The organism is Micromonospora sp. LOL_013, assembly GCF_048060315.1.
Lineage (GTDB): Bacteria > Actinomycetota > Actinomycetes > Mycobacteriales > Micromonosporaceae > Micromonospora_E.
The window spans coordinates 16276-28813 of the sequence record NZ_JBHMIQ010000018.1; the positions used below are offsets into that span (position 1 = coordinate 16276).

Below are 12538 nucleotides of genomic sequence, written 5' to 3' on the forward strand. Positions count from 1 at the left end.
GTGAAAATCGTCCTGCTGCACATGCCGTGGGGGTCGATCGACGTGCCGTCGCTCGCGTTGGGCATCCTGCGCGCGGCAGCCGGCCGGGCCGGTCACGACGTGCAGGTCCGCTACGCCAACATCGACTTCGTCGACTGGGTGACCGGGGTCACCGACTTCACGCTCGCCGACTACCGCTACTTCTCTGAGTCTTCCTACTTCCTCGGTGCCGGGGACTGGGTCTTCTCCGGGCTGCTCGACGACGAGGAGCGCCCGTTCGACCCGTACGCCCGGCTGCTCGCCGAAGGCGGCTCGACCGACACCGAGATCGCACTGACCCGGGCGATGCACCGGCTGGTGCCCGGCTTCGTCCGCGAACTCGCCGCCGAACTGGCCGCTGCCGACCCGGAGGTCGTCGGCTTCACCACCACGTTCCAGCAGAACGCCGCCAGCCTCGCCGTCGCCCGCCTGGTCAAGCAGTTGCGGCCCGACGCCCGGATCGTGTTCGGCGGGGCCAACTGCGACGGTCCGCAGGGAGCGGCGCTGCACCGCAACTTCCGCTACGTCGACTATGTGGTACGCGGTGAAGGCGAGGTCGCCTTCCCACAACTACTCGCCGTTCTCGGCCCGGCCGACACCGCCGACGGGTCCGGCCGGATCGGCCCACCGGGGATCGCCGATATATCTGGGCTGTGCTGGCGCGACGCCGACGGCGTCGCGCGGACCAACCCGATGTCGTCCCGGCCGCTGCCGCCCGCCGACATCGTCGCGCCCGACTACACCGGCTACCTGGACCGGCTGGACACGTCGGCGGCAGCCGACTGGGTAGCGCCTCGGCTGGTCGTCGAAGGCTCCCGAGGTTGCTGGTGGGGCGAGAAACACCACTGCACGTTCTGCGGGCTCAACGGGTCGTTCATGCAGTTCCGCAGCAAGAGCCCGGCCCGCTTCCTCGACGAGGTCCTCGACCTCGCCCGGAACCATCAACTGCTCGACTTCATCGTGGTCGACAACATCCTCGACATGGCCTACTTCGACTCAGTGCTGCAACGCCTGGCCGAATCGGAGTACGACATCCGCCTGCATTTCGAGGTCAAGGCCAATCTGCGCCGACGACACTTCCAGCAGCTCAACGCCTCCGGCGCGGTGCAGGTCCAGCCGGGCGTGGAGAATCTCAGCAGCCACGTGCTGCGGCTGATGGACAAGGGCGTGACCGGCTGCCAGAACGTGCGGGCGCTGCGCGACGCACAGAGCGCTGGTGTGACGGTCAGCTGGAATTACCTGTACGGGTTCCCCGGCGAGACGGCGCGGGACTACACCAGCATCGTCAACCAGCTGCCGGCACTGCACCACTTGGAGCCGCCGATGGGGGCCGCCCGGATCGCCATCGAACGGTTCAGCCCCTACTTCGACCGCCCGGAGCTGGGATTCGCCACCCTCCGACCGGCACCGCAGTACGCCGAGATCTACTGGCTGCCCGAGGCGGAACTCGCCGACCTGGCGTACATCTTCACGTCGGTGCCGCACGGCATCGACCGGACCCAGGCCGCCGAGCTCGAGGCTGCCCTGGCCGCCTGGCAGGCTCAGTACCCGGTCAGCCGACTCACCTGTCAGGAACTGCCGGACCGGATCGTGCTGGTGAGCCAACGCGCGGCCTACGACTGGACCGTGCTGGAGCTGACCACGGCACCGGAGATCGCCCTGTTCCGGCTGCTCGATCAGCCGCGTACCGCCGCCGCCCTCGCCGCCAAGGTGCCCGGCGGAGCGGCGGTCGTCGAACCGCTGCTGGACCGCTGGTCGACGCTGGGCATCCTGTTCCACGACGACGGCTACCAGGTGCACCTCGCGGTCGAGTCCGACAACCAGATGCTGGCCCGGACGGACCACCGCCGGAGGGCTGCCGCAGGCACCGCCGGGAACGCAACCGGCGGCAGCGGCGGGCAACCGGGCACCGGCACGACCGGGCAGAGCGAGGAGGAGCCGCATGCCGTCGCCATCGGCTGACGCCACCACCCAGACCAGCCCGAGCAGCCCGCCCGGGTCAACCGGCCCGACCGACTCGACCGGGTATGCGATCGAGATCGCGTTGTCCCGCGACTATCTGCCCGACGCGGCCCAGGTATCCGGGATGTCGTTCGGCACCCGGCGGGTCGCCGGTGCGTGGCGGCCGCTGGTGGCGGACCTGCACCGGGCCGGCGTACGACATGCCCGGCTGCCCGCCCCGGTCGACCTGTGCCGGGACGCCGGGGTCGCCTCCGCCCGCGCCCTGGTGCTGATCCGGGAGCTCACCGCCCGCGCCATCGCGGTCGACTGGGTGGCCCACTGCCACGACGGCTGTGCCGGACAGGGCATGTTCGACCATCTGCTCCCACCGGAGCGGGTGGACGGCGGCGCCAGCGGCGCCGACGACCAGGCGGTACGCGGTTGGCGGGACTCGTTCTTCCTCGGCAAGTGCGTATTCCGGCGCGGGCCCGGGTTCGTCGAGGTCCGCGACCGCCGCGCCGGTGCGCTGGAGCTGTTCACCATCGACGAACCGGAGCATCTGGTCGCCATCGGGCAGCTGACCGAAGGAGTACCGGCCGGGCAGGTGCCCGCGCCGGTTCGGCGGGACCTGGCCGACGCCCGGCTGATCGCGGCCCAGGCCGGGCAGCTGTGGTGGCTGCCGACCCCGGCGTACCGCTGGCCGTTCCCAGCGCTGGCGGTATGAGTACCGCCCGGGTTTCCCTTCACCCGACGGTCTCCGCGAGGAGGGACATGGACACCGTGACCGGTACGGCGACGCAGCCCGAGGTGCCGTACATCGCCGACCCGTACCCGACGTTGGCCCGCATCCGGTCCAACGGCCCGGTGTCGATCCTGCACAGCGACGAAGGGCTGCCGATGTGGGTGATCGCCCGGTACCGCGACGTGCGGGCGGCGCTCGCCGATCCGCGGTTCAGGCAGGACGCCCGGCGCGCCCAGGCGCTCGCCGACGACCGGGTGGCCGGGGTCACCCTCGGCGGTGACGTCGTCCACATGCTCAACAGCGACCCGCCGGACCACACCCGGCTGCGGCGGCTCATCCACGCGGCGTTCACCGCCCGGCGGGTGGCCGCCATGCGGCCGATGGTGGACCGGATCACCACGTCGCTGCTCGACGACATCGCCGGACGCCGGACAGTGGACCTGGTGAAGGACTTCGCCTTCCCGCTGCCGATGCTAATCATCTGTGAGCTGCTCGGCTTCCCGGCCGAGGACCGCGCCGCGTACCGCGCCTGGTCGACGGCGATCCTCACGCACAGTGACGACCCGGCGGACTTCACCACCGCTCTCGGTGAGATGACCGACTACATCGGCGGGCAGCTGCGGCACCGAGGGGCCCATCCCGGCGACGATATCCTGACCGGCCTGCTGGCCGCCCGGGACGCCGGTGAGCTGACCGACGACGAGATCGTCGGGATGGTCTTCCTGCTGCTGATCGGCGGCCACGAGACCACCGTCAACCTGCTCGGCACCGCCACCCTCGCCCTACTGCGCCACCCCGACCAGCTCCGCTGGCTGCTGGCGAACCGGCCGGCGCTGCCGGCCACGATCGACGAGTTTCTGCGTTACGAGTCGCCGGTCAGTATGGCGACGCTGCGGTTCACCACCGAGCAGGTTGACATCGACGGAGTACGGATTCCCGCTGGTGAACTCGTGCTCGTCTCGCTCGGCGGCGCCAACCGGGATCCGGACCGGTTCCCGGACCCCGACCGGTTGATCCTGGACCGGGGCGACTCCGGGCATCTGGCGTTCGGCCACGGTCTGCACCGCTGCCTCGGCGCGTTCCTCGGTAAACTCGAAGGCGAGCTGGCGCTCGGCGCCCTGCTGGACCGATACCCCGGGCTGAGCCTCGCCGCCGACGAACACGAACTGCCGTGGCGGAACACGATCATGCTCCGCGGGCTGGAGTCGCTGCCGGTGGCCCTCGATGGCTGACTCCTTGACCGACCCCGTGACTGAGTCCGTGACCGAATCGGCGCCTGATTCGACGGCTGAGACTGCGGCGGCCGCGACGACGGCTCGGCGGTTCCGGCCGAAGCTCAGTTTCGCGCCGCTGCGCTCGCGCGGCTACCGTCTGCTGTTCGCCGCCGAACTGGTGTCCGTGTTCGGCGACACGTTCCACGCCGTCGCTCTGCCGTTCCTGGTCTACCAGCTCGGCGGCGGTGGGCGCGAGCTCGGCCTGCTGGTCGCCGGTTACGGAGTGTGCCGGCTGGCGACGACACCGTTGGGCGGGATCCTGTCCGACCGGATCGGGCCCTGGCGGGTGATGCTGATCTCCGACCTGAGCCGGGTCGTCTTCACCGCCGGCATCGTCGCGGCCGCCGTCGCCGACAACCCGTCCGTACCGGTGATCGCGGTGCTGGTCGCCGGCACCGGCCTGGGTGCCGGCCTGTTCCAGCCGGCTGCGTACGCGATCACCCCGCGGCTGCTGCCGGCCGATCAGTTGCAGGCCGGCAACGGGCTGCACAGCGCCGCGAGTTTCACCGCCGGGATGATCGGCCCCGGGGTGGCCGGGCTCGTCGTGGCGGCGCTCTCCCCGGCGGTGGCGTTCGGCGTGGACGCGGCGACGTTCGCCGTCTCGGCGGTCTGCCTGGCGATGATCGGCGGCGTCGCGCGGGGCACGGTGCCACCGCCACCGCCACCGCCACCGCCACCGCCGCCGCCGGCCGACGACGGCAGCCCGCAACCGGGCAGGGCGGGACCGGACGGTGGCGCACCGCCGTCGGACGCGCCGCCGGTCGGGTTCTGGCGGCTGCTGCGTGGGTCGGTGCTGCTGCGTACCGTGCTGCTGGTGACCGCCGCCGCCAACCTGACCGTCGGCGGCATGGTCCGGATCGGGCTGCCGTCGCTCAGCAACGGCGAGCTGGCGGCCGGCGCGGGCGGGCTGGGTGGACTACTGGCCGCGTTCACCGCCGGCTCGCTGGTCGGTGGGCTGTTCTCCGCCGGCCTGGCCGGGCTGCCCCGGCGCGGCGCGACGGCGATGCTCGCCGGCATGGTGCTCGGCCTGGCGATCGCCGCGGTGCCGTTCGCCGGCTACCTCGGCGCGGTGGTGGCCCTGGTGGTGGCCGGTCTGGCCAGCACCGTCACGAACGTACTGGTGATCACCACCATGCAGCAGCGCACCGCGCCGCACCTGCTGGGCCGGGTGATGAGCGCGATCGTCTTCGCCGCACTGAGCCTGTTCCCACTGTCGACGGTGGCCACCGGCCTGGTGGTCGACCGGTACGGCAGTACGGCGGTCTTCCTGGCCTGCGGGGCGACGCTGCTGGCCGCGTTCAGCTTCGGTCTGTCCCGGCGCGAGCTGCGCCACGGTTGACCCACGACCGCGCCACGGCCGACGTCGGGCCGGACCGGATGCTGATCAGCCGAGGGTCATCGGCACCCGGCTGGTCTCGTCCGCCGCCACGGTCACCCGCCGGGCCGCGGCGACGTCCTCGCCCGGAACCCGTACGGTGAACTCGTACTCCCCCGGTGGCAGATCGGTCCAGATGTACTCGCCACGCGCGTCAGTCATCCGGGCGATGTCCTCGGACAGTCCTGCGGGCATCGGCCAGTCGACCGTACGGACCTCCACCGGGATCACCGGCAGCGGTTCACCCGCCGGGTTCCGTACCTCGATGATCGCCGTGCCGCGACCAGCTACCGTACCCGGCGACCCCGATGGCACGTCCCGCTGGTCGGAGACGGGGGTGTCCGGACTGTTGGGGACCGACGGTCCGGACGAAGGCGACGATTCAGTCGCACAGCCCGCCATCAGCAAGCTGACGAACAGCACCGACAGAAGTGAACGTCGTACTGGTTTCATGGCCAGTCCTCGTTTCGCGGCCAGTCTTCGCATCACGCCATTGTTCGATCACACAGAGTATCAAGAACCTGTGGCGAGCTGCTGGCGTCGCCGCCGCGCCGACCCCCGCCCGGCGACCGGGTTGCGCGGTCACCGGACAGGGCTGTCATGCGTCGTACTACAGGTCGCGCCAGTAGATGAAGTTGTTGAACACGGGCTCGGTGATCCGCGGTCCGCTGTTGTGGTTGTTGTTCGGCGCCCCGCTGCCGTGCAGGCCATGCGCGTGTACCGCCACGGCGCAGGGGCCGCAGTCGGTCACGGAATACGTGTAGACGGGTCCGCCGCTGTTACCGCCGACCGTGTCGTGATGGTAGAACAGCTCGGTGGACTGGGTCACCCGGATCTGGTCGGAGCTGGCCCACTGGGTGCCGAAGGACTTGTCCCCGCTGTAGCCCCGGTTGTAGGTCGACGTGCCATTCTGGCTGGCGGAGGTCCACATGAACCCGAAGGTCCCGGTGCTGTTGCCGACCGTACAGTTGAGCTTCATCGCACCGTAGTCGTAACCGTTGGTGAAACTGTTCACCCAGCCCGCGACCGAGTGCAGGCTGGCAACGCTGCACGAGCCGTACGGCGTGGAACCGCCGTCGCGTCCCGGCCAGACGGTGAACTCGTTGCGCGGGTACCACGCAGTGCCGTTTCGGGGATAGACGCAGTGGCCGGCGGTGATCAGCGTGTCGGCACCGATCATCCAACCGGTGCAGTGCCCCCGGGTGACCCCACCGGAGGTACGGGTGATGTGGACCGTGGAGCTCGCCGGCCACCAGTCCGCCGGGGTCGTCTGGTAACGGTTGTCCGTACCGATGATGCTGCTGATGCCGATCTCGCCCGGCTCGGTCCTGCCTTCGACCTGGGCGGCGGGCGCCCGGTCCGTCCCGTCAGCGCCGCGCCGCACCGCCGGTCGGGTGGCCTGAACCATCGTCTCGTCGATCCGCTCGGCGAGGATCGCCGGGTTGATGGTTTCGCCCGTGTCGGAGACCGGGGTGACCATGTCGACGGTGCTGGTGGGTGTGGCCGCAGCGGGTGTCGCCGCGGCAGCCAGCGCCAACGCCGCCGTCGCGACGAGGACACCGAGCGTCCGGCGCGCCTTGTTGTCCATGGAACCTCCCGATGATGAGGTGGGTGTCCGGTGATCTCTACTCGGACGCATTCCCATAGGTGAATCTTCATCGTCATCTCCCGACTGGCGAGGCTTCTGTCCTTGAACCAACAGTTATTCGACGGTGGTCGATGAGATCACCGACGGCGGGCATCGACCGGTTGACGGTACGATCGGATAGCCGACAGACGCACCCGGCCGCATCGGCGACTCCGTAGCCTTCTCGTCGCGAAACAGGAGGAGGCTGCGTGTCGCAGGTACGTGTCGAGGTCACTTTCACACCGCTGACCGGCGATGACGATTTCGTTCTCGACCAGCTCACCGAGGAGCTGGCAAACGATCTTCGTGAGGTCGGGGACGTACGGCGCATTCCGCTCGCCCCCGATCCAGCGAGCAAGGGCATCGCGGAGCTGGCTCTGGCAGCCGTCACCGTACTGACCAGCGTCGACCCCTCATACGTACAGTCGCTGGTCGATGTGATCGTGGCGTTCCTGCAACGCCACACCGGCCGCCGCGTCCAGCTCCGCGTCGGCGACGTCGAGTTGACAATCGACCAGCCCACGCGGGGAGAGACCGCCGAACTGATCGAGACGGTACGGGCCGCGATCGAAGCGGGCCACCGCTGATGGGCCGACACGCGCTGCTGCTCGGCACAGCCAGTTACCACGCCGATCGGCGACTCCCGGCGCTGCCCTCGGTACGCCAAGACGTCTCCCAGCTCAAGACGCTACTCGACGGCAGCGGCGGCTTCGACACCGTCGACGCCCAACTGGACCGGCCGGTCGCACACCTACGCCAGGTCGTTGAGGAGTTCTACGGCCGGTGCGGCAGAGACGACCTGGCCCTGCTGTACTACTCCGGGCACGGCGTGCTGCACGAGGACCGGGAGTCGCTGTTTCTCACCGCCACGGATTCCCACGCCGGGCAGCTGCACGCCACCGCCTTCGATGTCGACGGCTCCCTGCGGCATCTGCTGAACAGCACCAAGGCCAGTCAGAAGGTCGTCCTGCTCGACTGTTGCTTCTCCGGAGCCTTCACCGCACGGCACCGGTTCCGGGGCGGCGTACGGGAGGAACCTCGCCGGGGCAAGCGCGAACGAGGCACCTTCGTCCTGACCTCCAGCACGCACATGAAGGCGGCAAAGGCGCAAGGGCCCGATCGGCCGTCGGTGTTCACCGAGGTGCTGCTCGAGGGGTTGCGCGGCGCGGCCGGCGGATCCGCCGACGGCTGGGTCACCACCAACGACCTCGCCCGTTACGCGATGACCGAGATGGCCCGACGTCGGCAGCACTCGCCGGTCGAATCGAGCGAGGGGGTGACCGAACCCATCCGGCTGGTCACCGCGCCGGACTCGGCGGCCGCCCAGGTGCGACCTGACACCGGCCCGACCAGCCCCGCCGACGACGCCCCGTTCGACGCCGACCAGTGGCGCCGCCTGATCACCTACTACGTCAACTGCATGGAGCGCTCGGCCGCCCTGCGGTCCTTCATCGACCCGCAAGCGGTCAGCACATACGCCCCGGCACCGGCCGGTGCCGAGGCCGTGTTCACGGCGGCCTCGCCGGTCCGGTTGACCGGCCGGGCATCCACGCTGGCCGTCCGGGCCCGCAACGACGGCAAGGAGCTGCAGTACGGCTATCCGGTCGTCGCGGTCCGACCCGCCAGGCAGCGGCCGGTACGGTGGACGCCGCTGCTGATCTGCGACGTCACGGTGGGCACCGACGAGGTCGTGCACGCCTCCTTCCCGCCACGACCCGGCCCGGCGCTGCTCGACCTGCTGCAGCTGTCCGACGTGGAGTCCGACGAACTGCTGCAACGGGTCGGACAGGTCTTCGTACCCGGTGACCCGGCGGCCTTCACCGCCACCGTCGACCTGCTGATGAAGACGTTCGGTCTGACTCCGGTGGCGGACCTCGACCCGACTGCGCTGGTCGGCCCACCGCGTCCCGGGCCACTGGACCGGGTGCAGAACGCCGCACTGCTCTACTCCGTCGACGCCACGGCCTCGCCACAGCAGCAGCTCGTCGTCGACCTCCAGGGCATGATCAAGAATCCCCGGCTCATCGACCGGACGGCGTTGGCAACCCTCGCGGCGGGCCCGGGCGAGGAGGCTCCAGTGTCGATGGCGACCGTCGCGCTGGCTCCGGCCAACGAGGCGCAGGAGGAGATCATCCGCGCCGCGATGTCGCAGCCGTTGACCGTCGCGCAGGGTCCACCGGGGACCGGCAAGAGTCAACTGGTCACCGCGCTGCTCGCCACCGCCACCGCCGCCGGCCAGAGTGTGCTGATCGGTTCCACCAGCAACCAGGCGGTGGACGCGGTGTTCGACCGGGTCGGCGAGCTGCTCGGTCCCGGGCTGGTGCTGCGCACCGGGAACAAGGAGCATCGGCTGCAGGAGCCGAAGCACATCGCCGACCTGATCGCCGCGTACCCGTCGGCCGAGAGCCACCAGGCGCCCGACGATCGGACACCGCTGTACGAACTCCGCCTGATCGCCGACGAGATCAACGGCCTGCGGCAGAGCCTGGACGATCAGCGGCTACTCGAACGCGACCTGGCCGACCTCGCAGCCGAGCGCCGACCGGGGCCACGCCACGAACACCGGGACGGCCGCGATGCCGCAGCGGCCGGGCTGCCGGACGACGACGCGGCGCTCGCGCGGCTGTACCGGCTCACTGACCGTGCCCTGAACAGCCGGTGGCTCGGCTGGTGGTACCGCTGGCGGATGCGTCGGCACGGCGCCGGCGACCAGGACGCGATCCGGGCCCTCGGTGAACGTGCCGTCATCGAGCTGCGGTGGCGGGACTGTCGGCGACAGGCCGACGCGCTGCCCGCTGCCGAGACGTCGTGGCGGCGGTTGACCGAACTCATCGGCGTCGAGCGGCCTCGGCGCAGCGTCGAACTACTGCGCGCCCAGATCGCCCAGCGGGTGACGTCCGGGGCCCGACTGCTGCAGAACCGGGCCGACGAGATGGCCAAGGCCAGGCCAGACAGCTGGGCCTACTTCCCGGAGCTACTTCGGGTGCTGCCGGGCTGGGCCGTCACGGCGCTGTCCGTGCGATGGATGCGGCGGGAGCCGGCGATGTACGACCTCGTCGTGATCGACGAGGCCGCGCAGTGCACCGTGCCGGCGATCCTGCCCATGCTGTTCCGCGCCAAACGGGCACTGATCATCGGCGATCCCCGGCAGTTGCCACCCGTCGTCGAGCTTGCCGAGACCGACGATCTCGCCGAGCAGATCAAGGCCGGGCTCGGCACCGGATGGTTGAACACCCGACGGCTGCGCTACGCACGCCATTCGGCGTACGACGCGTTCGCCGCAGCGGCTGGCACGGCCTATCTGCTCGACGAGCACTACCGCTGCCACCCGGACATCGTCGACGCCCCCAACCGGGAGGTGTACCAGGGCCGGCTCACCGTGCTGACCGATCCGGCCCGCCTGACCGCGCCCGCCGAACCGGCCGTACGGTGGCGCGACGTGCCGGGTACGTACAACTACGGACCAACCGGGTCCGGACGCAACGACGTCGAGATCGCGGCGGTGGTGACCGAGGTGGCCGAACTTCGCGCGGCCTTCCCGGAGGCATCCATCGGAGTGGTCACGCCACTCGCCGCGCAGCAGCGCGGCCTGAAGTCCGCGCTCCAGGCCGCCGGCCTGTCCGAGAACCTGCTCTGCGCGACCATCCACCGGTTCCAGGGCAGCGAACGCGACATCATGGTCGTCTCACCGGTCGGTGCCCACGGCATCGGTGACCGGACCCGGGACTGGCTCGCCCACCAGACGAACCTGTGGAACGTCGCCATCACCCGGGCCCGATCCCAGCTCGTCGTCGTCGGCGACCGGTCGTGGTGGTCGGGCCAACGGGGCCTGCTCACCGCCGTGGCCCTCGGCCACAGGTCGACCACAGCGCTGCCGGACGCCGTCCCAGGGCCCGCCGATCAGCTGCACCGTGCCCTGCTCGAGGCCGGAGTCGCCGTACAACGGGACGTCGCCGTTGCCGGGCAGACCGCCGATATCGTCATCCGCCAGGCCGGTCGGGAAATCGCCGTCTACGTCGACGACCCGGCCGGCGATCCGTCCGGCCGCGCCCTGCGCAAGGTCCTTGCCCGCCTCGACGTCGCCGCCCACCACGGCACCGGCCGCCGGGTGCCCGCATGGCGTTGCCTGGCCGAACCGGAGCAGGTGGCTACGGAGCTGGCCGAGCAGCTCCGTCACCTGGATGGTCGACCGAGCAGTTGAACGCAGGTCCGCCCACTCCAGTTCGTACGTTGATCCGGCCGTCGAGGGAACCGTCGTTGTCGTCAAATCGGCGCTGAGACAACCGTGTGGGTTCCCTCGGCGCCGCCGAGCCCTGGTCTCGTCTGGCCATGTCATAGCTCACCGCCCCGACGCCGTGATCGTCGCCCACCAGCCGACAACAAGGCACGGTGCCCGTGGGGTCGGCCCCTCGTGACAGGTAGATGATGTCCTGCTGATCGATGGTGCCGACCATAGGCTGGAATCCCAGCAGCGGTTCCATGCTTCTGGGCCGCCAGCCGGTCTCCTCCTCGACCTCCCGCGCCCCACAGACGACGGGGTCCTCGTCGTGGTCAAGGTAGCCGCCCGGCAACTCTCAGACCCACCGGTCGATGATGAACCGGTGCCGCCACATCATCAGCACCCGGTCGGCGTCGTCCAGGACGATCACCATCGCGGCGGACGGCGACCTGAGTACGTACTGCTCGAACCGGACGCCGTCGGGTAGTTCGACGTCAGCGATGCTCAGCACGGCACGCCTCGTGTCGTCGATGACCCGCTCGTCGTGGATCGTCCACTCACTTGCCCCGCCGAGCACCGGCTCCCATGTACCGCACCCTATCGCCGCATTGCTGGTCCGACTCGCGATGCACGTTGCTCTGGCTGGGCGTGCCGGGCACAATCGCCGGGTGATCGCGAGCGTGTTCTTCGACGTGGGCGAGACCATCGTCGACGAGTCCCGTGAGTACGGGACCTGGGCGGACTGGCTCGGCGTCCCGCGGCACACCTTCTCCGCTGCCTTCGGAGCCGTGATCGCGCGCGGCCTCGACTACCGGGAGACCTTCCAGGTGTTCCGGCCGGGGTTCGACCTGGCCGAGGAGCGGCAACGCCGGACGGCGGCGGGGCAGCCGGAATCCTTCACCGAGGAGGACCTGTATCCGGATGCCCGACCGTGCCTGGCGGCACTGCGTGAGTCAGGGCTGCAGGTCGGCCTGGCCGGTAACCAGACGACGCGGGTGGAGACGATCCTGCGGGCCCTCGAACTGCCGGTGGACGTCATCGGCACCTCGGACGGCTGGGGTGTGGAGAAACCCTCCGCCGCGTTCTTCGACCGGGTGGTCGCCGAAGCAGGTTGCCCCGCCGGCCAGGTGCTCTATGTCGGGGATCGGCTGGACAACGACATCCGACCGGCGCAGCAGGCGGGGATCGCGACCGCCCTGATCCGTCGCGGCCCGTGGGGACACATCCTCGACGACCGGACGGTCATCGACCGTTGCCTGTTTCAGCTCGACTCGCTGGCCGAGCTGCCCGACCTCGTCCGCAAGCACAACGAGTCAGCTCGCTGACTATCCCGAGAGCGCGG

8 protein-coding genes and 2 pseudogenes are annotated in these 12538 nt (G+C 70.2%); 7 read left to right on the forward strand and 3 right to left on the reverse strand.

Features of this window, described 5'->3' with window-relative positions; translation table 11 throughout:
- The 4 genes and pseudogenes from ACFHWS_RS13760 to ACFHWS_RS13775 all read left to right on the forward strand — a co-directional run.
- Positions 1-1878, forward strand: a pseudogene (locus ACFHWS_RS13760) (RiPP maturation radical SAM C-methyltransferase); the annotation flags it as partial.
- Positions 1879-1960: 82 nt separating this feature from the next.
- Positions 1961-2683 (forward strand): DUF5825 family protein, encoded by a 723-nt coding sequence (locus tag ACFHWS_RS13765; protein WP_416554598.1) that lies wholly within the window; start codon positions 1961-1963, stop codon positions 2681-2683.
- 47 nt (positions 2684-2730) lie between these two features.
- The gene (locus ACFHWS_RS13770) at positions 2731-3933 is read left to right on the forward strand and encodes a cytochrome P450 family protein (protein WP_416554600.1); all 1203 of its coding nucleotides are present in this window, start codon (positions 2731-2733) and stop codon (positions 3931-3933) included.
- A 28-nt stretch (positions 3934-3961) separates the two neighbouring features.
- On the forward strand, positions 3962-5314 hold the full coding sequence (locus tag ACFHWS_RS13775; RefSeq protein ID WP_416554602.1) for an MFS transporter: 1353 nt from the start codon (positions 3962-3964) through the stop codon (positions 5312-5314).
- A 45-nt stretch (positions 5315-5359) separates the two neighbouring features.
- On the opposite strand, the gene ACFHWS_RS13780 is transcribed toward ACFHWS_RS13775, so the two are convergent.
- Both ACFHWS_RS13780 and ACFHWS_RS13785 read right to left on the reverse strand, forming a co-directional pair.
- A complete protein-coding gene (locus ACFHWS_RS13780) occupies positions 5360-5665 on the reverse strand; it encodes a carboxypeptidase-like regulatory domain-containing protein (RefSeq protein ID WP_416554604.1) in 306 nt (101 codons plus the stop codon).
- 295 nt (positions 5666-5960) lie between these two features.
- Positions 5961-6938, reverse strand: coding sequence for a trypsin-like serine peptidase (locus tag ACFHWS_RS13785; RefSeq protein ID WP_416568305.1), 978 nt, complete (start codon positions 6936-6938; stop codon positions 5961-5963).
- Between the two features lie 248 nt (positions 6939-7186).
- Between ACFHWS_RS13785 and ACFHWS_RS13790 the strand changes: the two genes are divergently transcribed.
- Both ACFHWS_RS13790 and ACFHWS_RS13795 read left to right on the forward strand, forming a co-directional pair.
- Positions 7187-7564, forward strand: a complete 378-nt coding sequence (locus ACFHWS_RS13790) for a hypothetical protein (protein ID WP_416554608.1) — start codon at positions 7187-7189, stop codon at positions 7562-7564.
- The gene (locus ACFHWS_RS13795; RefSeq protein ID WP_416568306.1) at positions 7564-11178 is read left to right on the forward strand and encodes a caspase, EACC1-associated type; all 3615 of its coding nucleotides are present in this window, start codon (positions 7564-7566) and stop codon (positions 11176-11178) included. The genes ACFHWS_RS13790 and ACFHWS_RS13795 overlap by 1 nt, the downstream gene beginning before the upstream one ends.
- A gap of 187 nt (positions 11179-11365) precedes the next feature.
- Here ACFHWS_RS13795 and ACFHWS_RS13800 read toward each other — a convergent pair.
- A pseudogene (locus ACFHWS_RS13800) lies at positions 11366-11797 on the reverse strand (NUDIX hydrolase); the annotation flags it as partial.
- Positions 11798-11864: 67 nt separating this feature from the next.
- Between ACFHWS_RS13800 and ACFHWS_RS13805 the strand changes: the two are divergent.
- On the forward strand, positions 11865-12521 hold the full coding sequence (locus tag ACFHWS_RS13805) for an HAD family hydrolase (protein ID WP_416568307.1): 657 nt from the start codon (positions 11865-11867) through the stop codon (positions 12519-12521).
- Positions 12522-12538: the final 17 nt, after the last annotated feature.